Origin of the sequence: Pseudomonas sp. 8Z (assembly GCF_902506535.1) — a bacterium.
GTDB lineage: Bacteria > Pseudomonadota > Gammaproteobacteria > Pseudomonadales > Pseudomonadaceae > Aquipseudomonas.
Map to the genome: position 1 here is coordinate 299,862 of NZ_LR733827.1, position 24,838 is coordinate 324,699.

Sequence of the window (24,838 nt, forward strand, 5' to 3'; positions counted from 1 at the left end):
TCAGTGCTACGCAAGTTCTTGTTGCTGCTCGAATGCGGCGTGTTGTTGGCCGCTCTGCTGGTGGTGGGCGCTGCCTGGCAACAGAAAAAGGCGCTGGATCAGCCGCTGCATATCGAGGCTGAGTATTTATTGCAGGTGCCTCCGGGCTCGACGCCGAGCGGCTTGCTCAACCAGTTGCAGGCCGAGGGGGTCATCGATGGTGCTTTCTGGTTGCGTCTGTACTGGCGCTTCAACCTCAAAGGGCCGACCCTGCACAGTGGCGAGTATCGCCTGCTGCCACAACAGACGGCACGTGACATGCTCGGTCTGTGGCAGCGCGCAGAGGTGGTGCAATACAGCCTGACGCTGGTTGAGGGCTGGAGTTTCCGCCAGTTGCGTAGCGCACTCGCCAAGCAGGAGGCGTTGACGCAGAACCTGGCCAATCTCAATGATGCCGAGGTCATGACTCGCCTGGGGCTGGCTGGGCAGCACCCGGAAGGGCGCTTTTTCCCCGACACCTATCACTATGTGCGTGGCATGAGTGATGAAGAGCTGCTGAAAAAGGCCAATGCTCGTCTCGAAACCGTGCTGGCCGAAGAGTGGCAGCAGCGTGCTGAGGGGCTGCCGTATAACGAGCCTTACGATGCGCTGATCATGGCGTCGATGATTGAGAAGGAAACCGGTGTTCCCGAAGAGCGCGGCGAGATTGCCGGAGTGTTCGTACGTCGCCTGCGTATCGGCATGCGCTTGCAGACCGATCCGACGGTGATCTATGGCATGGGCGAGCGTTACAGGGGGCGCATTACCCGTGCCGATCTGCGCACACCAACGCCTTACAACACCTACACAATCGATGGCATGCCGCCGACACCGATTGCTATGGTTGGCCGTGAGGCTATCCATGCTGCGCTGCATCCGCAGGAAGGCAAGGCGCTGTATTTTGTTGCTAAGGGCGATGGCAGCCACGTGTTTTCCAATAGCCTCGACGAGCACAACCGCGCTGTGCGCGAGTATCAGCTCAAGCGTCGAGCCGACTACCGCTCAAGCCCAGCGCCGCGCGCGGCTGACAGCCAATAAGGTTTTATCTGTGACCGGTTTGTTTATCACTCTCGAAGGCCCGGAAGGCGCCGGCAAAAGCACCAACCGCGATTATCTCGCTGAGCGTCTGCGCGAGCGCGGTGTGGAGGTGCTGCTTAGCCGCGAGCCTGGTGGCACGCCGTTGGCCGAGCGCATCCGTGAATTGCTCCTGACGCCCAGCGACGAGCCTATGGCGGTCGATACCGAGCTGCTGCTGGTGTTCGCCGCTCGGGCCCAGCATTTGCAGCAGGTGATCCGCCCGGCGCTGGCGCGTGGCTGTGTGGTGTTGTGCGACCGTTTCACCGATGCCACTTACGCCTATCAGGGCGGTGGTCGTGGCTTGCCCATCGAGCGCATCGCCCAGCTTGAACAGTTCGTTCAGGGCGAGTTGCGCCCGGACCTGACGCTGATCTTCGACCTGCCCATCGAAGTGGGCCTGGCACGCGCTGCTGCGCGTGGCCGCCTGGATCGTTTTGAGCAGGAAGGGCGGGGCTTCTTCGACGCGGTGCGCCATGCCTATCTACAGCGTGCCGCACAGGCACCGCAGCGCTATCACGTATTGAATGCGGCGCAGACTCTGGAGCAGGTACAGGCCGATCTCGACGCCTTGTTGCCACGCTTGCTGGAGGCTTGCCGTGGCTGATGTCTACCCCTGGCAGACGGGCCTCTGGCAACAGCTCGCTGGCCGTAGCCAGCATGCACATGCCTATCTGCTGCATGGCCCTGCTGGGATTGGCAAGCGCGCACTGGCCGAGCGCCTGATGGCGCGTTTGCTCTGCCTGAGCCCGAATGGCCTGGATGCCTGCGGCAACTGCAAATCCTGTCACCTGCTGGCTGCGGGGACGCATCCCGATAATTTCGTCCTAGAGCCCGAGGAAGCGGACAAGCCGATCAAGGTCGATCAGGTGCGCGAGTTGGTGGAGTTCGTGGTGCAGACCGCGCAGCTTGGCGGGCGCAAGGTGGTATTGCTGGAGCCGACCGAGGCGATGAACCTCAATGCCGCCAATGCGCTGCTGAAAAGCCTAGAGGAACCCTCCGGCAATACCGTGCTGCTGCTGATCAGCCACCAGCCCAGCCGCCTGCTGCCGACCATCAAAAGCCGCTGCGTGCAGCAGGCTTGTCCGCTGCCGGGACAGGCCGTGAGCCTTGAGTGGCTGGCCACGGCCCTGCCGGAGATGAGTGCTGAGGAGCGTGATGAGCTGCTGGCGTTGGCTGCCGGCTCGCCCCTGGCTGCTCTGCGCTTGCAGGAGCAGGGCGTGCGTGAGCAGCGCGCACAGGCGGTCGACGGCGTGAAGAAGCTGCTCAAGCAGCAGATCGCACCGAGCCAATTGGCCGAAGGCTGGAAGGCGCTGCCACTGAAGCTGCTTTTCGATTGGTTCTGCGACTGGGTGCAGTTGATACTGCGTTATCAGTTGACTCAGGACGAAGCAGGCTTGGGCCTGGCGGATATGCGCAAGGTGGTGCAGTACATGGCCGACAAGACGCCGCAGGCCCAGGTGTTGGCGATGCAGAGTTGGTTGTTGGAGCAGCGCCAGAAGGTTATCGGCAAGGCCAATCTCAACCCGGTGTTGTTGCTCGAGGCGCTGTTGGTACAGTGGGCCGCGCTACCCACTGGGGATCGCCGCTGAGCGCAAACCTTCTATGCTTTCTGCGGGGCGTCACATTCTGCTGGCTGCGTGCCAGTAGTGGTTTGCGTGCCGCCCTGAACAGGCCCTAGAATCGGCCATTACGCAATAGCTGCCGGGAAATACGCTGATGAGCTTGCCACCCAATCTGGGCCCTCGTAACGGAATCTTGTCCCTGACCATCAAGGACAAATCCGTGCTCTACGCGGCGTATATGCCTTTCATTAAAAATGGCGGCCTGTTCATCCCCACCAACAAGAGCTACAGGCTTGGCGATGAAGTGTTCATGTTGCTCAACCTGATGGACGAGCCGGAAAAAATCCCGGTCGCCGGCAAGGTGGTGTGGATCACTCCGAAAGGCGCTCAGGGCAACCGTGCCGCCGGTGTCGGCGTGCAGTTCAATGACGGTGACAATACCGCGCGTAATAAGATCGAAACCTATCTGGCTGGTGCACTCAAGTCAGATCGTCCGACTCATACCATGTAACAGCAGCGGTAAGCCACAAGCCACAAGCGACAAGACAGCGGCCTGCTCGCACTTGCTTTTACTTGCGGCTTGAAGCTAACCGTTTGAGGCTTTTCCTAATGCTTATCGACTCCCACTGCCACCTTGATCGTCTTGACCTCGCTGCCCATGGCGGCTCGCTGGATGCTGCTCTCGATGCGGCGCGCGCTGCAGGGGTTGGGCACTTCCTGTGCATCGGCGTGAGTGCCGACAATGCTGCTACGGTAAAGAACCTGGCCGAGCGCTATGCCGACGTCGATTGTTCGGTGGGCGTGCATCCGCTGGACTTGGAGCCAGGGGCAGAGCCTGCGCTGGACTGGCTGTTGAGTGAGTTGGCCCATCCGAAGGTGGTGGCCATTGGTGAAACCGGTCTGGATTACCACTACGAGCCTGAATCCGCGCAGTTGCAGCAAGCCTCGTTCCGTCTGCATCTCGACGCCGCTCGTATCACCGGCAAACCTGTGATCGTGCACACCCGCGAGGCGCGGGCCGATACCCTGGCCCTGTTGCGCGAAGCGGCGCTGCCGCAAGCCGGGGTGCTGCACTGTTTCACCGAAGATTGGGAAATGGCCAAGGCCGCGCTGGACATTGGCTTCTACATCTCGCTCTCGGGCATCGTCACCTTCCGCAATGCCGAGGCGCTACGTGAAGTGGCGCGCCAGGTGCCGACGGACCGGCTGTTGGTGGAAACCGACTCGCCATACCTCGCACCTGTGCCGCATCGCGGTAAGCCCAATCTGCCGCAGTACGTGCGTGAGGTGGCCGAGTATCTGGCCGTGCTGCGTGGCGTAAGTTACGAGGTGTTGGCTGAGCAGACGTCCAGCAACTTCAAGCGCCTGTTCCCTCTGGCTAGCGTGAGTCAATAAGCGGACTCGCAGGTAAGCCGGGGCTCTACGCTAGCGGGCCAGTGTGGAGGCAAAAAAAACCCGGATTCTGGGGGGTGAATCCGGGTCAAGACCATTAGGAGTAAAGCAAGACACGCAATCCACGCTGTCTTGGCCGGTGGGGCGCTTGGGGGAGACGCCGCACACCAGTACGTTCAGTATCGGTCAGGCTGGCTAACCGTCCAGGCCGTTTTGGATGTTTTTTAAACAGATTTGGAATACCGCAGACGCTGCTGAGTGCTTACCCTTTTGTCGCCTGGGTTAGTCGAGCCAAAGTCTGCTCAATTATGTGCTCACTGGTGTAAAAGTGAGGCGACAGACGAACACCTCTGCCACGTTGGATACAGACGATTTGCTCGTCACGTAGACGCTGGTGCAGCGCGTTGTTATCCCAACCCGCCAGGCTGAAGTTAACGATCCCGGCCCTGCGTTCTGAAGAGAGAGGGCTGTGCAGCGTGGCACCTGGAAGCTGGCGTATGCCGTCGGTCAGGTGCTTGACCCGTTCTTCCAGTCGTTTGCTGACCTCATCCATGCCGACTTCATCGAGCAGTGACAAGCTTGCCTCCAGCGCGAAGGCGCCCAGCATGTTCGGGCTGCCACACTCGAAGCGGCGTGCGCTGTGGGCCGGTTGCCAGTCTTGGCGATTGTAGTCGCCAGCATGTTCGAGCATGTGCCAGCCGTACTCATGCAACTTGAGCGTCGGACGTACCGAACGGCGGCAATAGAATACGCCGAGCCCTTCCGGGCCGAGCATCCACTTATGGCCGTCGGCCATGGCGAAGTCGCAGTCATAGGCCTGGACGTCGAAAGGCTGGGCGCCGAGTTGCTGAATCGCATCAATGCAAAACAGTACGCCATGCTGACGGCAGCCCTGGCCTAGGCGTGGCAGATCCAGGCGCATACCGCTGGCGAATTGCACGGCGCTGATCGCCAGCAAGCGTGTCCGCGGGGTGAAGGCAGCGAGTAGGGCGCCTTCGGGGTCTGCACCCTTGAGGCTAACTTCGATGACCTCCACACCTTGTGCCGCCAGTGCCAACCAGACGATGCGGTTGGAGGGAAATTCTTCGTCACTGATGATGACCTGGTCGCCCGCGCGCCAGTCCAGGCCGAAGGCGACGAAGGACAGTGCTTCTGATGTGTTTTTGACCAGAGCTATGTCACTCGTGCTTGGTGCATTTAGCAGGCGGGTCAAGCGTTCGCGTAGTGTTTTCTCAAGCTTCAGCCAGTCTGGATAGTCACGCGCGCCGTAGGTTACGTTCATTTCGCAGAAGCGTCGCACCGCTTCAGCACTGCGCTTGGGCCAGGGGGCCACCGCCGCGTGGTTCAGATAACACAGGCCGGGTTCTTGCGGGAACTCATCATGAAACTCGTACATGGTCGGATGATCCGTGCAATTTGGCTACATTTAGGCATAATGTGCGGCTTCGAATTTTGACTCCGCAGTCTCTTTATGCAGAAAGAACCTCGTAAGGTCCGCGAATTTCGTCGCCGTGAACAAGAGATTCTCGACACCGCACTGAAACTCTTCCTCGAGGAAGGGGAAGACAGCGTTACCGTCGAGATGATCGCCGACGCGGTGGGTATCGGCAAAGGCACTATTTATAAGCATTTCAAGTCGAAGGCGGAGATTTACCTGCGCCTGATGCTCGACTATGAGTGCGATTTGAACGAGTTGTTGCACTCGTCTGACGTCGACCGGGACAAGGAGGCGCTGTCGCGCGCCTACTTCGAGTTCCGCATGCGCGATCCGCAGCGCTATCGCCTGTTCGACCGCCTCGAGGAAAAAGTGGTCAAGGGCAATCAGGTGCCAGAGATGGTCGAGCAACTGCACAAGATCCGCGCTTCCAACTTCGAGCGCCTGACCCAGTTGATCAAGGGCCGTATCGCCGAAGGCAAGCTGGAAGACGTGCCGCCATACTTCCACTACTGCGCCGCCTGGGCGCTGGTGCATGGCGCCGTGGCGCTGTATCACTCGCCGTTCTGGAGCAATGTACTGGAAGATCAGGAAGGCTTCTTCCAGTTCCTGATGGACATTGGTGTTCGCATGGGTAACAAGCGCAAGCGCGACGCTTGAGTGTCCAACCACCCGGCCATGGTTTTGTACCGTGGCCAGGTGGCGATGTTATGTGCTCCAGCACTTGGCTCTACTGGCTGTGGCGCGTTACTCGCTACGGATGGCTACCGGCGTCATGCGTTGCGCCCAGATGGCCAGGCAGACCATGACTGCAAGAACGCTCGCCAGTACTGCGGAGGAGCCGATGGTGCTCAGATCCAGGCCGCCTTTTTCCGTGCTTTTGGTCAGCACATCGCCAAGAGTGGCGCCGAAGGGGCGGGTGAGCACGAAGGCGATCCAGAACAAGGCCACGCGCGACAGCTTCGTGCGGTAGTAGGCCAGAGCGACAATCGCCAGCAAGCTACCAATCAGTAGCGCGCCGCCAGCGAAGCCCAGGCCTGAATCATCGGCCAGGTAATCACCTAGCGCCGTACCCAACGTATTGGAAACCAGAATAGCGCCCCAGTAGAACAGCTCTCCGCGACGGTTGGAGATGTGATCCACCGCCAGTGATTTTTCGCTCAGGTGCCAAGCCAGTAATACGCTAGCCAGCAGGCTGACGAGCACCAGCGCGCCTGCGGCATAACCCAGGCCAAGCGAGCGATCCATGAAGTCCGATATCGTTGTGCCGGCCGTGCTGGTGGTGAGAATGACCGTCCAGTAGAGCGCCGGTTGATAGCTGCGCGCACGCAATTGGCCAAGCAGCGAAACGACGAACAGGCTGATCAACAGTAATGAGCTGAGCGCGTAACCAATATCGAGGGTCATCGATAGCAAATCGCCTGCGGTTTCGCCGAGTGTGGTTGCACAGATTTTCATGACCCAAAAGGCCAGGGTTATCTGGGGGAGCTTGTTCATGGGCGCGCCTCGTGCTGTGCCAAGGGGTTTGGCAGGTGTTGGCAGCCTAAGCAGGTGGATGTCGAGGCCCTGTCAAAAACGCATGAAAAATACGTCAAAGCCGTGATCCATCATCGCGCAGTGCCCGGTTGGGGGCTTGGCAGTGGCTGGCGCAGAATCTGCATCCTTGGCATATCTGCCGGTTTTCCGTCACCGGCCTGTGGAGGATTGATTCATGCGTAACCTGTTTCTCCTGCTGGCGCTGTTAGGCCTTAGCGGTTGCATGAAGGTCAGCGACCTGGCCAGTGGCGCTGAGTACCATCTGCGTGATGCCGGGGTTCTCGACCATGGGCGTACCGAGCGCATGGCCTCGCGGCGTTTGCAGCAGGATTCCTTCATCTACATTGCCCAGGGGCATTTCGTGCCGCCGGGGCATGGCTACCCGCGCCCCAACGTGGTGGCTGAGGAAGCGTTCAAAGGCTTCGTCCAGTACTTCCCATTGGTGCGTCGGGCCAAGCAGCCGCTGGGGTTGGAGCAGGCAATGAGCGAAGCACGCTCAGCGGGGGCCCACTACCTGCTCTACAGCCGCTTTGCCTACAGCGACGACCGCATCGGCACCGAGGAGGAGTGGGAGGATCAAGAGGCGCTGGATCGTCTGGGCACCGACCGAGCGGTGATTCAGCTAATGCTGATCGAAACCAACACGCGCTTTCTTGTCGACAGTGCGCGCATACGCAGCCGTGGCGGATTCCTGACGTTCTATGACGCGCAGCCACAGGATCTCATCGGCCCGCCGCTGGAGGATTACGCGCGCAGCTTGCTGGGCGTGGCGCGCTGAGCCTGTAGCACTGCGTAACCTTGCCGGTCGCGGCTAAAGCCGCTCTCACGGTGTATGCTCGTCGGCTCGTAGTAACGTGGACGAGGGCAGAACATGAGCGATCCAGGCAAGGCAGGCGACCTGCTGGCGCAAATTCCCAAGGGTGAGGGCAAAGGGTTGCCTCCCGTGCACCTGTGGAACCCGGATTTCTGCGGCGATATCGACATGCGTATCGCCCGCGATGGCACATGGTATTACCTGGGCACGCCCATCGGCCGTAAACCCATGGTGCGCTTGTTTTCCACCATCATCCGCCGCGATGGCGATGACTACTTCCTGATTACCCCGGTGGAGAAGGTGGGCATTCAGGTCGAGGATGCGCCCTTCGTGGCGGTGACCTTACAGGTCGAGGGCGACGGTCAGGCGCAGGTGCTGCGCTTTACCACCAATGTCGAGGATGAGGTCGTGGCCGATACGGAGCATCCGATTCGCGTTGAGATCGATCCTGCGACACTCGAACCCTCGCCCTATATTCTTGTACGACGTAACCTCGAAGCACTGATTCATCGCAATGTGTTCTACCAGTTGGTGGAGCTGGCAGTGGAGCGTGAGGTCGATGGTGAACCTTGGCTTGGGGTATGGAGCTGTGGGCAGTTCTATCCTATTGGGCCTTCTCCGCGCTGAACGCTCTCGGTAGGCGGTTTGACAGGAGTGGGGAATGAACGAACATCGCATTGAAACCGAACGCCTGACCTTGCGCACGCCGCAGCTTGAGGATGCCGCCGAGGTGCAGCGCCTGGCGGGGGATTTTCGTATTGCCGACGTTACCAGCAGCATTCCCCATCCGTACCCGGCCGAGTTGGCGCAGCAGTGGATCGAACGCTGCGCTCAGGATTGGGCCAGTGGTACGGCAGCTCACTTCATCATCACCGAGTCGGACGGTGGGCGCTTGGTCGGCAGTATGTCGCTGCAAGACATCGCGCGTGGCGAGGCCGAGGTCGGTTACTGGATCGGCGTACCGTTTTGGAGTCGTGGTTACGCCAGTGAGGCGTGCAATGCGCTGGTCGACTTCGCCTTCCAGCAATTGCGCCTGCGCCGCCTGCATGCCAGCCATCTGGCGCGCAATCCACAATCCGGGCGCGTGCTGTTCAAGGCCGGTTTCCGCCATCTGGGTCTGGGGCACAGTACATGTGGCCACCAGGGCAAGGTTGAACCGGTCGAGTTGTATGAGCGGCTACCCGAGGCTTGAGCCGCGTGCTCAACGCACCCGATCCCGACTCTGTACCGCCAGATCCAGCGCCTTCTGCATATCCAGCCGCGCCGAGCGGCCAACGTCCTTGTCGGTCAGTTGGTAGTTGCGTTCCGATGGCAGGATGGGGGCGGTGAGGTCTTCGGCATCCATTGGTTCGAAGTCGTAGTCACCGCCGATGGTCATGGCGCTGCGTCGCAGCAGCATGCGCAGTTGCTCGGGCTGCAGGCGCGGGTTGATCGACAGCATGGCGGCGACGATGCCGGTGACCATCGGCGTGGCGTAGGACGTGCCGCAATGCACTTCGCCGGTCGCATCGGGTTCGCGGGTGGAGGCACGGGCGCAGGCTGCTGCGGTGATGTCGACGCGCATGTCGACGTTCGACGAGTTGCGTTTGACCACGTAGGCCGGGTCGTCCACGGCGACGTCCGGCCTTTCGCTGCGCTGGTGCCCGCCGACCACCAGCAACTGCTCGGTGATGAAGGAGGAGGGCAGGCGGTATTCGTCGCGCCCGGAGAAGGACGAGCCGTTGCCCGCGGAGTTGACCACCAGCACGTCCGGGTGCTCCTTGCGCAGCCACAGGAAGAACTCCTCCAGCAGTTCCTCGTAACCGCTCATGGCGATGCCAGAACGCACCAGTGAGTCGATCTCGTCGCCCTCGACGTTTCGCGTGCCGACGCGGTGGATGCCCCAACTCCAGTTGAGTGCGCGCACGCCATCTTCGACCAGGTTGACCGAGGCGGCGATATTGGCGGTGATGCCGGCATCGGAGTTGCGCTCGACGATCACTTCGAAGCCGTTGCTGGTCTTGTCCAGCCCACGCAGGAAGCCGGTATTGCCGCCCTTGTCCCAGTGCGCGGCGAGAATACCGGCGACCGTACTGCCGTGGCCGTCCGGCTGCTCGGCATCACGGGCGTAGAGGCAGGTGCGCGGTTTGCCGTCGGGGCAGGCGCCCAAGTAGTCGACAAAGTCTGGCGCGTCGAAATCGACGTCACGTTCGATCACGCCGACGCGAATTGGCTTGGGCTCGATGGGGGCGTTGCCAGCAGGAAGGCGCCGACGGTAGTAGTTCACCGCATCGGCGAAACGGTTCGCCGCCCATTCTTCCGAGTTCCTCTGCGGCCTTGGCGCGCGCCCCGCTTCGGCTTCCTGGCCAGATTCCGGGGCGCTTTCCTCGACCACCACGGCATCGACGCTGGTTTCGCTGCCGATGCGCAGCACCAGGGCATCGCGTTCGGTGAGGTCCTTCACCGGCAGGCGCAATTGGTAGGTGTTCAGCGGTGGGATGGCGCCGACCACCTCGGCGCCGTATTTTTTTGCCAGACGGCTGGCCTCATCGCGGCCTTCGTGGCTCTCCTCGATCAGAACGCTGACCAGGTCTACATAAGTGGTCAGTCCATCCATGTTCTTCGCCACCTCATCGGGCGTGGCAGCGAGCACGTGGCTGCTGTTGAGCGACAGCCATACCGGGTTGCTGACCCGTTCACCATCCTCCAGCCAAAGCGCTGCACTGCGGTATTGAGCCGCGCTCAACTGCAGACGCAAACCGCCTTCGCTGCGGCGTACGAGCGAGGCGGGCAGAGTGCTTTCGCCGAGATGCAGTTTCGGTAGCGTGCTGCCGAGCCCGCGTACCTGTAGGCACCAGTCCTGGTGCTGGTTGTCGAGCAGGTCGCCGCAGCGCTGCAGGCTCTTGATACGCAGGGCTTCTGCGGCGTCTGCCAGTGGGCTGAGCAAGGCCATGAAAAAAGCGCAGAGCAGGGCGCGGTTCGGCTGCATAGGGCGAGGCTCCGTGGCGGCTGTTCTGCTTTCCGACTGCTGTGGCCAGGCTTCGTTCAGACGGGTGCTTCTTGCCGATGTTCGCCTATGTAGCGCTCAGTCACTCCGTTTCAATCAATAAAAGTTATAGTATTACGTTTGTTCTTAGCCCAATGTCGAAGCGATCCATGTCCTCCAATCGTCTGCTTTCGATCGATGCCCTGCGCGGCTTGGTCATCCTCTTCATGCTGCTCGATCACGTTCGCGAAACCTTCTACCTGCATATGCAGGTGGGGGATCCGATGGATGTGACGGCCACCGATCCGGCGCTGTTCTTCAGTCGCACCCTGGCGCACCTCTGTGCACCGGTGTTCATCTTGCTGACCGGCCTGTCGGCGTTTCTCTATGGCGAGAAGCAGATGAGTCGGGCGGCGACCAGTGCCTTCCTGTTCAAGCGTGGCCTGTTCCTCGTGGTGCTGGAGATAACCCTGGTGAATTTCGCCTGGACGTTCCAGTTTCCGCCCACGGTGATCTATCTGCAGGTGATCTGGGCCATTGGCCTTAGCATGCTGGCGCTGTCGTTGTTGCTGTGGTTGCCGCGTGCGCTGTTGGCCGTGCTGGGCCTGGTGCTGGTGGCCGGGCACAACCTGCTCGATGGGCTGCATTTTGCGCCTGAGTCGGCCATGCATATCCCCTGGGCAGTGCTGCATGATCGTGGCTGGATCGAGCTGTCCGATTCGCTACGCCTGCGCACTTCCTATCCTGTGTTGCCGTGGATCGGCGTAATTGCTCTGGGCTACGTGATCGGCCCCTGGTTTCGTTGGTCGAGCGTGCCTCAGCAGCGGCTGCAGGCTTTGCGCACGGTAGGCTTTGGCGCACTGGCCGTATTTGTCGTGCTGCGCCTGGTAAACGTCTATGGCGAGAAGCCTTGGGCAGTCGAAGCAACGTGGCAGCAGACGTTGATGGGCCTGTTCAATATCACCAAATACCCGCCGTCGCTGTTGTTCCTGGCGCTGACGCTGGGTGTCGGCCTGCTGTTGCTGGCGTATTTCGAGCGGCGTAATGATGAGCGACTGGTGCGTACGCTGGCGGTGTTCGGCAGTGCGCCGATGTTCTTCTATCTGCTGCACCTGTATGTGTTGAAACTGATTTACCTGGCGGCTTTCGCTATCTGGGGGGCGAACCAGGGCCATTACTTTGGCTTCGATTCGGTGCTCTGGGTCTGGGCGGCGACACTGCTGCTGGCCGTGCTGTTGTTCGCGCCTACACAGTGGTTTGCCCGGCTCAAGGCGCGGCGTCGCGATATTTCCTGGTTGAAGTACCTCTGACAGGCCGCCTTACGCAGACGAAAAGGCCAGGTTTAACCTGGCCTTTTCGTTGGGTGCATGGGTTACAGCTTCATATTCACTGACAGGTAAGCGGAACGGCCTGGGGCAGGGGAGAACATCGGCCGATCGTCGCCACCCCAGAAGAAGTTGTCGAACCACACGTACTCGTATTCGCTATCGGTCAGGTTCTTCACTTGCAGATCCAGGCTGGTGCTGGCCGATAGCTGGTAATGCACGTTGGCGTCCAGTACCGCGAAGCCGCCGTACTTGCCTTGCTCATTGAGTGTGTCGATGTAGTAGTCGCCCTGGGCGCGGGCTTGCAGACCGAAGCGCCAGGCATCGTTGAACTGATAGTCGGCGCCAAGGTTGCTGACGTAGCGCGGTGTGGAGAACACCTCTTTACCGGCCAGCGATTGGCCGCCTGCGCTAAAGGCGCTGATCACCTTGGCTTCCTGGATGGAATGCGAGCCCCAGACGCGCCATTGTTCGTTGACCTGTACGGACAGTTGCAGGTCGATGCCTTGGCGGCGAGTCTTGCCTAAGCCGACCGTAGTGCCGGTCGCCGGCATGTTGGAAACCTCGTCAGTGGCGTCTTGTCGCCACACGGCGATGCGCGCTTGGGAGTCGGCAAAAGGTTGGAATTTCACCCCCAGCTCCTTGCCGGTGTTGATCGATGGCGCGTAGGCGGTCTGACCGGGGGTGAGGTAAGCCGCGCCGTCCGAGCCAGTAAGTATCTGGAAGGTACGGCCCCAGTTGGCGTAGACGTTTACGTCCGGCGTCAGGCTGTAGATCACGCTGAGCTTGGGCTGTTCGATCCAGCCATAGTCCTGCAACTTACCTTTTACGCCGCTCATCAACTCGGTATTGCCCGAGAACTGATCGACCCGGTAGGCCGGAATGATCTTCAACTGCTCAGTCGGCTGGATGATCGCCTGAACGTAAGCGCCCGTGTTGTACAGCGTGTAGCTGTCATCGTTTTGTGTGCGTGCAGGCGTTGCATCGAAGTCGGTGGGGATGCCGAAGTTGTAGCGATAGCGGCGGTATTCGCTGCTCTGCTGCTCGTAGTTGATGCCGCCATCGAGGGTGAGCATCTCGTGGGCGTGCCAGGTCAGGTTACTGAGCATGCCTGTCTGCCGTTCCTGCCACTGGCGCCGTTGGCGCGGGGCGTTACCGAGCGGGTAGTCGGTAAAGGTCACGGTACGGTCATCGTCGTAACTGTTGAAATACAGCTTGTTGCTCAGGCTCAGGTCATCGTTGAGCTGGAAGTCAGCATGCGCGCTGAGGTGCTTCATGTCACGGTCGTCGCCGTCGTTGTCGTTTTTGGCCGGTGACTGGCTGCGGCTGGCGGCCAACTGCTCGGCAGTGAGGAAGCCTGCTTCCTCAGCCTGATGATGGTAGAGGCGGGCGATCACGCCGAGCTTCATGGTTTGCTCGTCGTCGCTGACGAACCACTTGCCGCCGAGCGAGTACTTGTTCGACGCGCTGTGCTCGCGAACCCCCTGCGAGTCCTGCTTTGCCATGAAGTAGTTCTGCGCGAAGTTGCCTTCTTCGTGACCGACCGCCAGTTGCACTTCGCGGGTGTCGAAGCTGCCGTAGGTCAGGCGGCCATCGCTGTAGTTGCCGCCCTGGCGCGTGACGAAGTTGATGTTGCCGCCGATGTTGTGCAGGCCATAGCGCGGATCGTTGGTGCCGCGCACCACCTCGATGTAGTCGATGTCCAGCGGGAAAATCATGTCGATAAAGCGCTGGTTGCCGCTGTTGACGTTGCTCGGAATGCCGTCGATCAGGGTCTTGATGCCATTGATGTAGCCTTCGCCGTTGAAGGCGCGGAAGGTGACCTTGCCGGATTCGGCGCCCATGCGCGTTTCGGTCAGTTGGATGCCGGGCATCTGGCCCAGTAGCTCCCAACTGTTGCTCACGTTCTTATCTTCGATCTTGTCGCTAGCCAAGATGTCTACCGAGGTCAGAATGCTGTCGGTGAGCAGTGGGCCATTGTGGCTGGGGGTTACGGTAAGTTCACCCAGTGAGAGGGTTGAGCCGCCGGCTGACTCGGCGTGCAGATCGGCGGTGAATAAGGCAGTCAGGACGGCAACCGATGCCGAAGTGGCTTTCATGGAGATTCCTAGTGTGCGGTGCGATGGGATGGGGTGGGGAGGTGCTGCAAAGGAGAGGTTTTTAGATAATGAATAAATATGTTATATCATAACCTTTATGGTGTTGTCCCCTGTACCCCCAGGCGTATCAGCGTCGCGTCGCGGCTTGCTCAGCGACTATGGATCGCTCCGTCGTAGAGATGGAATTGGTTTTTACCGCTGTGTTTGGCCTGGTACATCGCCTGGTCGGCTTGCTGTAGCAGCTCCGAAGCCGTGCAGGCCTGCCCTTTGTAGATCACGCCACCAATGCTGGTGCTGCAGTGGTGCAAATGCTCAGCCAACTGGTAGGGCTCGGTCAGGCGCTTTCTGACTTTCTCCACCACTTTGTACAGCCATTGCGTGTCGGATGCCGGGATTTGGTGCAGGTTGATCAGCAGTACAAATTCGTCGCCGCCAAGGCGCGCGGCGGTATCCGATGCGCGTAGGCTTTCGCGCAAGCGCTCGCCGACTTGTTCCAGCAATGCGTCACCGGCTTCATGGCCAAGGCTGTCATTGACCTTCTTGAAGTCGTCCAGGTCGAGAAACAGCAAGGCGAATGCGCTGTGATTGCGCCGATAGTGGCAGATGCTTTGTGTCAGTCTGTCCATTAGCAAGCGGCGGTTGGCCAGGCCGGTCAGGGTGTCGTAGAAGGCCAGGCGATGAATCTCAGCTTCTGCCGCTTTGGCCTGGGTGATGTCGCGGGCAATCTTGGATGCGCCGATAATGTGGCCATCTTCGCTGTATATCGGTGAAATTGTCGCAGATATGTCGATTAGGTGACCGTCGCGATGCCTGCGCTGCGTTTCGAAGTGCGACACCTTCTCGCCGTTTCGGATCTTCTCCAGAATCTCGTCTTCCTCGAAGGCGCGTTCTGGCGGGATAAGGCGGCGGATCGAGCTGCCGATCATCTCGTCGGCGCTATAGCCGAAGATGCGTTCAGCACCTGTGTTCCAACTGGCGATGATGCTCTCGGTTGTCTTGCTGATGATGGCATCGTCCGATGATTCGACGATGGCCTTGAAATGCATCAGGTTGAGCGATGCCAACTGGCGTTGCGTGCGGGCGATCCAGCTCAGCACGCTGTCGCCTTCTGCAGCGCTTATTGGGGTCAGGAAGTCGCCGCGGCCCAGGCGGCCGATGGTGCTATACAGTTCCTGCACCGAGCAGCCGATTAGGCGGCGGATTTCCCGGCCCAGCAATGGGATCAGCACCACCAGCGAACCGGTCATCAGAAATAGGAACAGAGTGGCTATCGAGAGGCGCTGTTGGGCCGTGTCGACAGCCTCCTGAGTACGCTGTACGACCATCTGCTGGGCTTCAATGATCGGTTGCATCACTTGCACCTTTAGGGTGATGAAGCGCTGGTCGGTCAGTGATGTCAGTGCCTGATCGCGCGCGCGGTGCGAGCGCGGTTGGTTATCGATCAGGGACATGGCCTGCATCTCGATTTCCACCAGACGATCCGAATTGCCCTTGGCACTGATCAGTTTGTCCAGCTCCTCTTCGGTGAAGCCCGCACGGCGCATAAGTTCTAGCAGTGCGACAGTTTCCCCCGGTTGCCCTTCGGTATGCAGTGCTTGCTCGCCCTCAATGGCTTTTAATTCCCAATAAGCCAGGTTGTAGTTGGCTGGTCTGGGTTGCAGTCCCTCGCGGATTGCCACCACTGTGGTGAAATGCTCACGATAGAGCGGGTCGCTGGTGATCACGTAGCTGCGTACCATCCGCGCGAGGTCTGTTGAGGATTGGCGCAATTCCTCGGTTAGGTGCAGCGACAGTTCACGAATCTCCGTGGCTTGCCGGTAGCGGGCTTGCTCGCGCAGTAATACGGCGAATGCCAGGCCAAGCAGCAGAACGACTGCAAACATGGCGTACAGATAAAACCTGAAGCGATTCGGATGCGATGCATTCATCGAGATGGCTCACCAGATTCTCAGCCCCAGGGCAGTGGGTTCCCTCTCGGTTCCCGGTGCGACCTATGGCCATTGGCTGGCTCAGCAGGTGGCCGAGCGTTGCACGTTTGGCACAGGCGTACCTTCAGGTATAAGCCACATTCTGGCTGCGCGCTAAAATCCGTTATCGGGAAAAGGTCGAATTGCACGTTTTAAATGTGGCCAATAGCACGCAGCGGAGCACGGACATGCAAAACAAGAGGCGCCATGACAGAACCTGAACTATTGCATCGCGACGGCTATGTGCTGCTGCGTAGCGCCATTGCCCCTGCATGGCTGGACGATCTGCGCGGCATTTTCGAAGAAGGAATCCTGGCCAGCGATCGTTGGCCGGTACCCCGCAGTAGCGAATACAACCATTCGCGCCTTGAGCACCAGGCACTGGTACTGGCGGTTTGCCGTCTGCCGTCGGTGCTCGCGGCTGTTGCTGAGCTGATCGGCGAGCGCTTCTTCCTGGCGCAAGTGGAGGGGCGCGAGCCACGGATGGGGGGTGGGCAGCAATTAATGCATCGCGATCTGTCGACACAACGGCCAGGGGATACGGTCAATGCCTTGGCATTCTTCGACGACTACAGCCTCGACAACGGCGCTACGCGTCTTGTGCCTGGCAGCCATCGCCCGGCGCCGGGGGCTTTGCAGCACGATCACCACGATCAATCCCAGGTCGTGCAGCTATCGGGGCGTGCAGGTGACATCCTGGTGTTCGACGCCGATTTGCTGCACGCCGGCGGCCTTAACCGTAGCGGTGCACGGCGGCGCTCCATTCTTATCAGTTACTTCGCTGAACCGCTATATGCCTCGCACATACAGACCCAGAGCCTGCGTGGGGGCGCGATGGCCAGTCGTGAGCGCTTCGAACCCGCTGATTTTCCCTGGCCTGACATCTGAACCCGCAGTCGACAGGCTTGGCCGCGCGGCTCGATCTGTCACCGCGCCCGCTGAGTATTAGGCCGGTGTCGGCTCGAAGCTGTCGGCGCGCGCCATGCGCCACATGCGCTGGTAGAACTCTCCGCCGATTTCACCGCTGAGCAATTCGCCAGGTTGGAGGAAAACGTGCTGCTGGGCGAACAGCTTGATCTCGGTCGCCGACATGCGCTGCACCAGATGTTTGGCGTCGATCTGCGAGGGATGGTCGAGGCCGGCGGCGGCGAGCATCTCGGCCAGCGCCTTGAGCGTGTTGCGGTGGAAGTTGTAGACGCGCTGGGCCTTGTCCTCGACCACCAGGGCGCGCTGGCGCAGCGGGTCTTGCGTGGCCACACCGGTCGGGCACTTGTTGGTGTGGCACGACTGCGACTGGATGCAGCCGATGGCGAACATGAAACCGCGCGCTGAGTTGGCCCAGTCGGCGCCGATGGCCAGCACACGGGCGATATCGAAGGCACTGACGATCTTGCCGCTGGCGCCGAGCTTGATCTTGTCGCGCAGGTTGCTGCCGACCAGAGTGTTGTGCACGAACATTAAACCCTCGCGCAGCGGCACACCGAGGTGATCGGTGAACTCCAGCGGCGCCGCGCCGGTACCGCCTTCCTTGCCATCGACGACGATGAAGTCCGGCAGGATTTCGGTCTCCAGCATGGCCTTGACGATGCCCATGAACTCCCACGGGTGACCCAGGCAAAACTTGAAACCCACCGGTTTGCCGCCAGACAGTTCACGTAACTGAGCGATGAACTGCAGCAGCTCAAGCGGTGTGGAAAAGGCGCTGTGGCGCGACGGCGAGACGCAATCTTCGCCCATTGGCACGCCACGGGTGCTGGCGATTTCCTCGGTGATCTTGTGCTTGGGCAAAATGCCGCCGTGGCCGGGTTTGGCGCCCTGGCTGAGCTTAATCTCGATCATCTTCACCTGCGGGCTGGTGGCCTGGGCGGCGAAACGCTGCGGGTCGAAACTGCCGTCGCTGGCGCGGCAGCCGAAGTAACCGCTGCCCAGTTCCCACACCAGATCGCCGCCGTGCTCGCGGTGGTAGGGGCTGATGCTGCCTTCGCCGGTGTCATGGTAGAAGCTGCCGAGCTTGGCGCCCTCGTTCAGCGCGCGAATAGCATTGGCGCTGAGTGAGCCGAAGCTCATCGCCGAGATATTGAACAGCGAGGCCGAATACGGCTGATTGCACTGCGGCCCGCCGATCTCCACACGAAAACTGCCGGGGTCGGTCAGCGGCGCCGGACGCATGGAATGGCTGATGAACTCGAAGCCGTTCTGGTACACATCGCGTAGGGTACCGAAGGGCTTATCGGCACCTTCGTTCTTGGCGCGGGCGTAGACCAGCGAGCGCTGAGCGCGGGAGAACGGCAGTTGCTCAGCATCGCCCTCAAGCAGGTACTGGCGGATTTCCGGGCGGATGCCCTCGACCAGATAACGGATATTGCCGAGGATCGGATAGTTGCGCCGTACCGCATGGCGGGTCTGCAGTAGATCGCCGACGCCGATCAGGCTGAGCACACCGCTGAGCAGCGTGAACGGCCACAGCCATTCATGGCGAAGGAAGGGCAGGCTGGCCAGAGTGAACAGAACGCAGAAGGCGAAGAAAGCGTAGCGGCTCAGTAGCGAGAGGTTCATGCAGGCTCCTGGAACACGGGTCAGACTGCATGTTAGACCAGTTGGCTATAAACGGTCAGGTTGTGGCTGTTCAGACACTCTCACGGGCTGAGGACGAATGGCTTTGCGCTGTGGCACACTCCGTGACTCGGAGCGAAACCGTCGTCAGAGTTTCGCCCGCATCCCCCGATTTCCGGCTCGCGCGCTCATCGCCAGCCGACTGCCTGAGGCCGCCAGTGGCCGAGAAGAGGAATGACCATGCATAACGTCGTGATCAGTGGTACCGGCCTGTTCACTCCGGCCAACAGCATTTCCAACGACGAACTGGTGGCATCCTTCAATGCCTACGTGCAGCAGTTCAACGCCGACAACGCCGAGGCCATCGCCCGTGGCGAGATCGAGGCGCTGAGCGAGTCGAGCACGGCCTTCATCGAGAAGGCGTCGGGCATCAAGAGCCGCTTCGTCATCGACAAGGACGGCATCCTCGACCCGCAGCGCATGGTGCCGCGCATCCCCGAGCGGGATAACGAGCAGTGGGGCATTCTCTGTGAAATGGGCGTGGCTGCCGCCAAACAAGCGCTGGAGCGCGCTGGCAAGACCGTCGCCGATATCGACGGGGTGATTGTTGCCTGCTCCAACCTGCAGCGCGCCTATCCGGCAGTGGCCATCGAAATTCAGGCCGCGCTGGGCATAGACGGCTGGGGTTACGACATGAACGTGGCCTGTTCTTCGGCCACTTTCGGCATCCAGGCCGCGACCACCGCGATCCAGACCGGCCAGGCCCGCGCCATCCTTATGGTCAACCCGGAAATCTGCACCGGCCACCTCAACTTCCGTGATCGTGACAGCCACTTCATCTTCGGCGACGCCGCCACTGCCGTGATCATCGAACGCGCTGACCAGGCCACTTCCAAGCACCAGTTCGACGTGGTCGGCACCAAGTTGCTGACCCAGTTCTCCAACAACATCCGCAACAACTTCGGCTTCCTCAACCGCGCGGCGGAAGAGGGCGTGGGCGCGCGCGACAAACTGTTCATGCAGGAAGGTCGCAAGGTGTTCAAGGAGGTTTGCCCGATGGTCGCCGAGCTGATCGCCACACATCTGGCGGAAAACCAGCTCAACGTCAGCGACGTCAAGCGCTTCTGGCTGCACCAGGCCAACCTCAACATGAACCTCTTGATCGCGCGCAAGCTGCTGGGGCGCGAAGCCGAGCCGCATGAGGCACCGGTGATCCTCGACACTCACGCCAACACCAGCTCGGCTGGCTCGGTGATCGCCCTGCACAAGAACCAGGACGACCTGCCGGCGGGTAGCCTGGGTGTTCTAAGCTCCTTTGGTGCCGGTTATTCGATCGGCAGTGTAATTTTGCGCAAGCGTTGAACTCTCTGTAGGTATGCCTGAGGCGCACGGGAGTGTTCACACCTGTGCGCAGGCATCACCTATGGGAGTGCTATGTCCGATTCCGAACTCTTGGGCCGCCTGCTCGCCGGTGAGCAGAAGGCCTACCGCGAGCTGGTCGCGCGTTATCAGGGGGCGATGCGTGCGGTGGCCTATGCCATCGTCGGCAGCCGCCACGCCGATGAAGTGGTGCAGGATGCCTGGCTTGCCGTGGTGCGCAGCCTGGCGGGTTTTCAGGAGCGCGCCAGCCTCAAGACCTGGCTGCTGACCATCACCGCCAACACCGCCAAGACCCGCCTCAAACACAACCGCCGCGAGGTGCTGCTCGACGACCTAGCCGCGCCGCACGGCACGGTAGGTGACGAGCGTTTTTCCGACGACGGCCACTGGCTGCTGGCGCCCCATGCCTGGCATCAGGACAGCCCCGAAGCCCTGCTCACCGAGGACGAACTGCGCCAGTGCCTGGAACACACCCTGGCCAGCCTGTCCGAGTTGCAGGCCAGCGTGCTGGTGCTGCGCGAGCGTCAGGGCCTGGAGCTGGAGGCGATCTGTAATCTTCTCGACATTTCCCTCTCTAATGCTCGTGTGCTGCTGCACCGGGCACGCCTGAAAGTCTTCGCCACTCTGGAACATTTCGAGGAGACAGGCCAATGCTGACCTGCAAGGAACTGGTCGCTCACTCCAGCGATTTTCTCGACGGCCAACTGACCCTGCGCCAGCGCCTGGCTGTACGCACACACCTAGCCATGTGCAGCCACTGTCGGCGTTTTATCCGCCAGATGAAACTGACCCAGGCGGTGATCCGGCAGATGCCGGAGGGCGAATTACCCGAACTCGATGCCCTGGCTGAGCGCCTGGCGCAGGATCGGCGTAATCAGGGGTGAACTGAGGGCTTGCTAGACGGCTTGGTGTCGCTCACTTGGGCAAGTCACTGCGTAGGGTGGATGACGCTTTTATCATCCACCGTTTGCGGTGGTTGTTTGGGCTGCTTGCTGTGCCATAAATAAATCTGTGTGCGCCAGTACAAACTGGCAAGAGGTAGTCGGTGCAAGTCCGATACGAGAACGAAGTGGCGAATCATCTTGGCCCCGAGTCATGCGTTGGTCGTCGTGAGGCGGGCAGCGAAGTATATCGCTGTACTTCTTGCCGGAAAGCGCCGCCAGCCCGGCACCATCACGCACGACGGTGGGCCGCAGGAAGACCATCAGGTTGCGCTTGATATGTGCCTCGCGGGTGGAGCGAAACAGCCGTCCGAGCAGCGGGATGTCGCCGAGCAGCGGCACCTTGGATACCGATTCGGTGACGTCGTCCTGAATCAGCCCGCCGAGCACGATGACCTGGCCATCGTCGGCGAGGATGGTGCTTTTGATCGAGCGCTTATTGGTCACCAGATCGACGGCCTGGGCGTTGAGCCCGGTGCTGGGGGCGATGGAAGAAATTTCCTGCTCGATCTCCAGGCGCAGCGTGGCGCCGTCGTTGATGTGTGGGACGACCTTGAGGGTGACGCCGATATCCCTACGCTCGATGGTGGTGAAGGGGTTGCTCGAACCGGCGGCATCCGTGGTGTAGGAGCCGGTCTGGAAGGGCACGTTCTGACCGACGAGGATTTCCGCTTTCTGGTTGTCCAGCGTCAGCAAGCTGGGCGTGGACAGCAGATTGCTCTTGCTGTTGGCCGATAGCGCCGTGATCAGTGCGCCGAAGCGGTCGCTGCCGATGCCGACAATGGCGCCGTCGGGCAGGGTGGTGCCGTCGGGGATGGCGCCGTCCTGNCTCGAACCGGCGGCATCCGTGGTGTAGGAACCGGTCTGGAAGGGCACGTTCTGACCGACGAGGATTTCCGCTTTCTGGTTGTCCAGCGTCAGCAAGCTGGGCGTGGACAGCAGATTGCTCTTGCTGTTGGCCGATAGCGCCGTGATCAGTGCGCCGAAGCGGTCGCTGCCGATGCCGACAATGGCGCCGTCGGGCAGGGTGGTGCCGTCGGGGATGGCGCCGTCCTGCAGCGCCTGCAGCACGGTGCCGACAGACAGACCGGAACCTGCGAAATTGACCCCACCGAGCCCGCCGCGATTGCCGCGGCCATCCACGGCCCACTGTACGCCAAGGGCATCGCTGATATCGCCAGAGATTTCGACGATGGCGGCTTCGACCATCACCTGCGCGCGTGGGATATCGAGCTGGCGCACGATTTCCTCAAGGCTGGCGACGATATCCGGCTCAGCCAACAACACCAGCGCGTTGAGGCTTTCATCGGCGCGAATGAGGATATTCGAGGGCTTGCCAGTGGCCTCGGCAGCTTGCTGATTGTTCATACCCTCCGTGATTTCGCCGAGGGTTTCGGCCAGGGCCTTGGCATCGTTGTGGCGCAGACGGATGACGCGGGTGTTGGCCGAGCGGCTGCTGGGGGTGTCCAGCGAACGGGCTAGTTCGGCCAGCTTGGCACGGGCTTGCGGCGGGCCGAGCAGAATCAGGCGATTAGTGCGGGCGTCGGCAATGATCTGTGTGCCTACAGCGCCTTGACCCCGCTCGATGAGGCCGTGCAGCACGGCAGAAACGTCCATCGCTGAAGCATGCATGAGCTCGATGCTGGCGTGGTCGTGATGCCGCTGTTGGTCGAGTTCGCTTACCAGTGCCTCGATGCGTTCGATATTAGCGTTGCGGTCACTGATGATCAGTGCGTTAGCCGAGACCACAGCGCTTAACTGGCCGTAGGGATTGATCATCGGCGTGAGCAATGGCAACAGCTCGGTGACAGAGTGGTGTTGCACCTTTATGAGTCGGGTGGCGAGCTGGCCGGGTAGGGCTGTCGCGTCATTGGCTTCGCTACGGCTGCTTGTGGTTGGAATGATCTTCGTTTGCTTGCCTTGCGTGATAGCGCTTAGGCCATGGCTGCTCAATACCATCAAGAACAACTGGTCGATCTCTGCGCGTTGCAGACGGGCCTTGGAGAACACATCCACCTTGCCGGAGACCTGTGGCGCAAGGATGAAGGTTTGGCCGGTCATGTCGGCAATCTGCGCGATAAACGTACGGATATCGACACCACGTAGGTTGATCATCCAGTCGTTCGCCGATTCCTTTTCCGTCGCTGCGAAGGACGGGCAGGTGAGGCCGAGACTCAGGGCTAGCACGATTATTTTTAGGCGTATTACTAACCTGGTCATACGAGTTTCTTATGGATTTAAGGCGTGTTTTTAAGGTGTTTTCGTTTTATGTAGTTGTTTTTTAAGGGATTTAATTGTTTTACTGCTGCGTTGTGAAAATTTCTTCTGAGTGCAGGTTGTCACAAATATAGACAAAGTTGTCACACGTACGACAACTTTTTGTTTGTGCTGCTATTCTTTGTTCTGGCCCTTTCCAGGGCTATGGACGGCTCCTGGCTGGATGAGGGGCCATTGCATGATGACTAGGAGAATAAGAATGCATCTGCTCAAGAAAACCACTGCCGCACTTATGATGATGGGAAGCACCGTGGCATTCGCTGCGCAAACCGGTGGCTTTGCCACTACCGATGGCGGCAATGTGAGTGGCGCCAGATCTTTCACGGTTAGTAGCTATACCGAGATCAACAACATCCTGGCCGAAGCGCGCCTCGACCCTGCCACCGGCAAAAAGGTTTCAGGTGGCGCTTACCCGGTGATCATTACCTACACGGGTAACGAGGACGCCTTGATCAATCAGGTGATTCGCGATCACACACCTGGCGCCGACGGTGTGTGCCCCAATCCACGCTGGAACGACGCTTACCGTGAAGTGCAGATCAAGGAATTCACCAAGGGCGTGACTATCCAGGGGGCCAATGGCTCTTCCGCCAATTTTGGTATCACCCTGATCAAAAGCGCCAACATCGTTATCAAGAACATGAAGATGGGTGCCCTTGGCGGTGCCAACAACGATGCCGACCTGCTGCGTGTCGACAACAGTTCTAACGTCTGGATCGATCACAACGAGCTGTTTGCCTTGAATGTCGAGTGCAAGGGCTCACCTGACAGCGATCTGACATTCGAGTCGGCTCTGGATATCAAGAAGGATTCGCAGAACGTCACGGTGTCCTACAACTACATTCACGACAGCAAGAAGGTTGGCCTGATGGGGCATACCGTGAAATCTGGCGTCGCGGACTTTCAGCGTACGGTCACCTACCACCACAACATCTACCGTAACGTGAACGGTCGCCTGCCGCTGCAGCGTGGTGGTTGGACGCACATGTACAACAACTTCTACGACAGGATCACGGGTTCGGGGATCAATGTTCGTTCGGGCGGTTTCGCGCTGGTGGAGCGTAACTGGTTCCAGAACTCCAATAACCCACTTACCTGCCGCTTCGATACGCTCAATTGTGGCAAGTGGGATCTGCGCAACAACAACACTGTCAACGAAGCCAGCAATGCCACGTATGGCATCGTCTGGGATTCCGCAGGTTCAGGTGGTGTTAACGCGCAGAACTGGACGACCACGGGGGCTTTCCCGATATCCCTGCCATACACCTATCAGCCGGTTTCGGCGCAGTGCGTTAATGACAAGCTCGCCAATTACGCAGGCGTTGGCAAAAACGGTGCGCAGCTAACTGCTGCCAATTGCGGTAGCTAGTTCCGGCTGGCGATCTTGTGGACGCTTATGCCGTGCAGTGGCAATAGCTCTGCAGGTGTGAGGCGCAAGAGCACCGGTAACGAAGCTGAGCGTTGCTCTCAGCCAAAGCCCTCACCGTTCAGGTGCAC

General features: G+C 60.2%; 21 protein-coding genes and 2 pseudogenes. 15 read left to right on the forward strand and 8 right to left on the reverse strand.

Annotation, left to right across the window (positions count from 1 at the left end):
- Nucleotides 1–3: 3 nt before the first annotated feature.
- The 5 genes from mltG (at nt 4) to AERO9A_RS14175 (ending at nt 4,052) form a co-directional block, all read left to right on the forward strand.
- Nucleotides 4–1,056 carry an endolytic transglycosylase MltG gene (gene mltG, locus AERO9A_RS14155; protein ID WP_159972597.1) on the forward strand — a complete coding sequence of 351 codons (1,053 nt, stop codon included), beginning with the start codon at nt 4–6 and terminating at the stop codon, nt 1,054–1,056.
- Nucleotides 1,057–1,066: 10 nt separating this feature from the next.
- Entirely contained in the window at nt 1,067–1,699 is a 633-nt protein-coding gene (tmk, locus tag AERO9A_RS14160) for a dTMP kinase (RefSeq protein WP_159972598.1), read from the forward strand.
- A complete protein-coding gene (locus AERO9A_RS14165) occupies nt 1,692–2,684 on the forward strand; it encodes a DNA polymerase III subunit delta' (protein WP_159972599.1) in 993 nt (330 codons plus the stop codon). The genes tmk and AERO9A_RS14165 overlap by 8 nt, the downstream gene beginning before the upstream one ends.
- A gap of 127 nt (nt 2,685–2,811) precedes the next feature.
- Entirely contained in the window at nt 2,812–3,168 is a 357-nt protein-coding gene (locus AERO9A_RS14170; protein ID WP_159972600.1) for a PilZ domain-containing protein, read from the forward strand.
- A 98-nt stretch (nt 3,169–3,266) separates the two neighbouring features.
- Nucleotides 3,267–4,052 (forward strand): TatD family hydrolase, encoded by a 786-nt coding sequence (locus tag AERO9A_RS14175; RefSeq protein WP_159972601.1) that lies wholly within the window; start codon nt 3,267–3,269, stop codon nt 4,050–4,052.
- 259 nt (nt 4,053–4,311) lie between these two features.
- Here the strand turns inward: AERO9A_RS14175 and AERO9A_RS14180 are convergent, their stop codons facing one another.
- Complete coding sequence (locus AERO9A_RS14180; protein ID WP_159972602.1) at nt 4,312–5,445, reverse strand: aminotransferase class V-fold PLP-dependent enzyme; 1,134 nt, start codon at nt 5,443–5,445, stop codon at nt 4,312–4,314.
- A 75-nt stretch (nt 5,446–5,520) separates the two neighbouring features.
- On the opposite strand from AERO9A_RS14180, the gene AERO9A_RS14185 reads away from it, so the two are divergent.
- Entirely contained in the window at nt 5,521–6,144 is a 624-nt protein-coding gene (locus AERO9A_RS14185; protein ID WP_159972603.1) for a TetR/AcrR family transcriptional regulator, read from the forward strand.
- 87 nt (nt 6,145–6,231) lie between these two features.
- Here the strand turns inward: AERO9A_RS14185 and AERO9A_RS14190 are convergent, their stop codons facing one another.
- Nucleotides 6,232–6,981, reverse strand: coding sequence for a hypothetical protein (locus AERO9A_RS14190; RefSeq protein ID WP_159972604.1), 750 nt, complete (start codon nt 6,979–6,981; stop codon nt 6,232–6,234).
- 214 nt (nt 6,982–7,195) lie between these two features.
- Between AERO9A_RS14190 and AERO9A_RS14195 the strand changes: the two genes are divergently transcribed.
- From AERO9A_RS14195 to AERO9A_RS14205, 3 genes are all read left to right on the forward strand, one after another.
- The gene (locus tag AERO9A_RS14195; protein ID WP_159972605.1) at nt 7,196–7,798 is read left to right on the forward strand and encodes a DUF4823 domain-containing protein; all 603 of its coding nucleotides are present in this window, start codon (nt 7,196–7,198) and stop codon (nt 7,796–7,798) included.
- 93 nt (nt 7,799–7,891) lie between these two features.
- Nucleotides 7,892–8,461 carry a DUF1285 domain-containing protein gene (locus tag AERO9A_RS14200; RefSeq protein WP_159972606.1) on the forward strand — a complete coding sequence of 190 codons (570 nt, stop codon included), beginning with the start codon at nt 7,892–7,894 and terminating at the stop codon, nt 8,459–8,461.
- Nucleotides 8,462–8,495: 34 nt separating this feature from the next.
- On the forward strand, nt 8,496–9,026 hold the full coding sequence (locus tag AERO9A_RS14205; RefSeq protein WP_159972607.1) for a GNAT family N-acetyltransferase: 531 nt from the start codon (nt 8,496–8,498) through the stop codon (nt 9,024–9,026).
- Nucleotides 9,027–9,035: 9 nt separating this feature from the next.
- Here AERO9A_RS14205 and AERO9A_RS14210 read toward each other — a convergent pair whose 3' ends face one another.
- Complete coding sequence (locus tag AERO9A_RS14210; protein WP_159972608.1) at nt 9,036–10,802, reverse strand: S8/S53 family peptidase; 1,767 nt, start codon at nt 10,800–10,802, stop codon at nt 9,036–9,038.
- Nucleotides 10,803–10,954: 152 nt separating this feature from the next.
- Between AERO9A_RS14210 and AERO9A_RS14215 the strand changes: the two genes are divergently transcribed.
- Entirely contained in the window at nt 10,955–12,109 is a 1,155-nt protein-coding gene (locus tag AERO9A_RS14215; protein ID WP_372239682.1) for a DUF1624 domain-containing protein, read from the forward strand.
- Nucleotides 12,110–12,171: 62 nt separating this feature from the next.
- On the opposite strand, the gene AERO9A_RS14220 is transcribed toward AERO9A_RS14215, so the two are convergent.
- Both AERO9A_RS14220 and AERO9A_RS14225 read right to left on the reverse strand, forming a co-directional pair.
- Complete coding sequence (locus tag AERO9A_RS14220; protein ID WP_159972610.1) at nt 12,172–14,223, reverse strand: TonB-dependent receptor; 2,052 nt, start codon at nt 14,221–14,223, stop codon at nt 12,172–12,174.
- Between the two features lie 149 nt (nt 14,224–14,372).
- Complete coding sequence (locus tag AERO9A_RS14225) at nt 14,373–16,106, reverse strand: diguanylate cyclase domain-containing protein (RefSeq protein WP_159972611.1); 1,734 nt, start codon at nt 16,104–16,106, stop codon at nt 14,373–14,375.
- A 291-nt stretch (nt 16,107–16,397) separates the two neighbouring features.
- Between AERO9A_RS14225 and AERO9A_RS14230 the strand changes: the two genes are divergently transcribed.
- Nucleotides 16,398–17,078, forward strand: a complete 681-nt coding sequence (locus AERO9A_RS14230) for a phytanoyl-CoA dioxygenase family protein (protein WP_159972612.1) — start codon at nt 16,398–16,400, stop codon at nt 17,076–17,078.
- A gap of 57 nt (nt 17,079–17,135) precedes the next feature.
- Here the strand turns inward: AERO9A_RS14230 and AERO9A_RS14235 are convergent, their stop codons facing one another.
- Entirely contained in the window at nt 17,136–18,746 is a 1,611-nt protein-coding gene (locus AERO9A_RS14235) for an FMN-binding glutamate synthase family protein (RefSeq protein WP_159972613.1), read from the reverse strand.
- A gap of 237 nt (nt 18,747–18,983) precedes the next feature.
- Here AERO9A_RS14235 and AERO9A_RS14240 point away from each other — a divergent pair, with 237 nt between their 5' ends.
- The 3 genes from AERO9A_RS14240 to AERO9A_RS14250 all read left to right on the forward strand — a co-directional run bounded on the left by AERO9A_RS14240 (nt 18,984) and on the right by AERO9A_RS14250 (nt 21,007).
- Nucleotides 18,984–20,105 carry a beta-ketoacyl-ACP synthase III gene (locus tag AERO9A_RS14240; RefSeq protein WP_159972614.1) on the forward strand — a complete coding sequence of 374 codons (1,122 nt, stop codon included), beginning with the start codon at nt 18,984–18,986 and terminating at the stop codon, nt 20,103–20,105.
- 72 nt (nt 20,106–20,177) lie between these two features.
- Nucleotides 20,178–20,780 carry an RNA polymerase sigma factor gene (locus AERO9A_RS14245; protein WP_159972615.1) on the forward strand — a complete coding sequence of 201 codons (603 nt, stop codon included), beginning with the start codon at nt 20,178–20,180 and terminating at the stop codon, nt 20,778–20,780.
- A complete protein-coding gene (locus tag AERO9A_RS14250; RefSeq protein WP_159972616.1) occupies nt 20,774–21,007 on the forward strand; it encodes an anti-sigma factor in 234 nt (77 codons plus the stop codon). The genes AERO9A_RS14245 and AERO9A_RS14250 overlap by 7 nt, the downstream gene beginning before the upstream one ends.
- 72 nt (nt 21,008–21,079) lie before the next feature.
- Here the strand turns inward: AERO9A_RS14250 and AERO9A_RS22500 are convergent.
- Both AERO9A_RS22500 and AERO9A_RS22505 read right to left on the reverse strand, forming a co-directional pair.
- Nucleotides 21,080–21,892 (reverse strand): annotated as a pseudogene (locus AERO9A_RS22500) (hypothetical protein); the annotation flags it as partial.
- A 1-nt stretch (nt 21,893) separates the two neighbouring features.
- Nucleotides 21,894–23,284: pseudogene (locus AERO9A_RS22505) on the reverse strand (secretin N-terminal domain-containing protein); the annotation flags it as partial.
- A 256-nt stretch (nt 23,285–23,540) separates the two neighbouring features.
- Here AERO9A_RS22505 and AERO9A_RS14260 point away from each other — a divergent pair.
- On the forward strand, nt 23,541–24,710 hold the full coding sequence (locus AERO9A_RS14260; RefSeq protein ID WP_159972617.1) for a pectate lyase: 1,170 nt from the start codon (nt 23,541–23,543) through the stop codon (nt 24,708–24,710).
- Nucleotides 24,711–24,838: the final 128 nt, after the last annotated feature.

What these genes read in the sequence shown, in the direction of transcription:
- AERO9A_RS14170 (WP_159972600.1), top strand. Translation starts at nt 2,812, where the DNA reads ATGAGCTTGCCACCCAATCTGGGCCCTCGTAACGGAATCTTGTCCCTG.
- AERO9A_RS14175 (WP_159972601.1), top strand. Translation starts at nt 3,267, where the DNA reads ATGCTTATCGACTCCCACTGCCACCTTGATCGTCTTGACCTCGCTGCC.
- AERO9A_RS14180 (WP_159972602.1), bottom strand. Translation starts at nt 5,445, where the DNA reads ATGTACGAGTTTCATGATGAGTTCCCGCAAGAACCCGGCCTGTGTTAT.
- AERO9A_RS14185 (WP_159972603.1), top strand. Translation starts at nt 5,521, where the DNA reads ATGCAGAAAGAACCTCGTAAGGTCCGCGAATTTCGTCGCCGTGAACAA.
- AERO9A_RS14190 (WP_159972604.1), bottom strand. Translation starts at nt 6,981, where the DNA reads ATGAACAAGCTCCCCCAGATAACCCTGGCCTTTTGGGTCATGAAAATC.
- AERO9A_RS14195 (WP_159972605.1), top strand. Translation starts at nt 7,196, where the DNA reads ATGCGTAACCTGTTTCTCCTGCTGGCGCTGTTAGGCCTTAGCGGTTGC.
- AERO9A_RS14200 (WP_159972606.1), top strand. Translation starts at nt 7,892, where the DNA reads ATGAGCGATCCAGGCAAGGCAGGCGACCTGCTGGCGCAAATTCCCAAG.
- AERO9A_RS14205 (WP_159972607.1), top strand. Translation starts at nt 8,496, where the DNA reads ATGAACGAACATCGCATTGAAACCGAACGCCTGACCTTGCGCACGCCG.
- AERO9A_RS14210 (WP_159972608.1), bottom strand. Translation starts at nt 10,802, where the DNA reads ATGCAGCCGAACCGCGCCCTGCTCTGCGCTTTTTTCATGGCCTTGCTC.
- AERO9A_RS14215 (WP_372239682.1), top strand. Translation starts at nt 10,955, where the DNA reads ATGTCGAAGCGATCCATGTCCTCCAATCGTCTGCTTTCGATCGATGCC.
- AERO9A_RS14220 (WP_159972610.1), bottom strand. Translation starts at nt 14,223, where the DNA reads ATGAAAGCCACTTCGGCATCGGTTGCCGTCCTGACTGCCTTATTCACC.
- AERO9A_RS14225 (WP_159972611.1), bottom strand. Translation starts at nt 16,106, where the DNA reads ATGTTTGCAGTCGTTCTGCTGCTTGGCCTGGCATTCGCCGTATTACTG.
- AERO9A_RS14230 (WP_159972612.1), top strand. Translation starts at nt 16,398, where the DNA reads ATGACAGAACCTGAACTATTGCATCGCGACGGCTATGTGCTGCTGCGT.
- AERO9A_RS14235 (WP_159972613.1), bottom strand. Translation starts at nt 18,746, where the DNA reads ATGAACCTCTCGCTACTGAGCCGCTACGCTTTCTTCGCCTTCTGCGTT.
- AERO9A_RS14240 (WP_159972614.1), top strand. Translation starts at nt 18,984, where the DNA reads ATGCATAACGTCGTGATCAGTGGTACCGGCCTGTTCACTCCGGCCAAC.
- AERO9A_RS14245 (WP_159972615.1), top strand. Translation starts at nt 20,178, where the DNA reads ATGTCCGATTCCGAACTCTTGGGCCGCCTGCTCGCCGGTGAGCAGAAG.
- AERO9A_RS14250 (WP_159972616.1), top strand. Translation starts at nt 20,774, where the DNA reads ATGCTGACCTGCAAGGAACTGGTCGCTCACTCCAGCGATTTTCTCGAC.
- AERO9A_RS14260 (WP_159972617.1), top strand. Translation starts at nt 23,541, where the DNA reads ATGCATCTGCTCAAGAAAACCACTGCCGCACTTATGATGATGGGAAGC.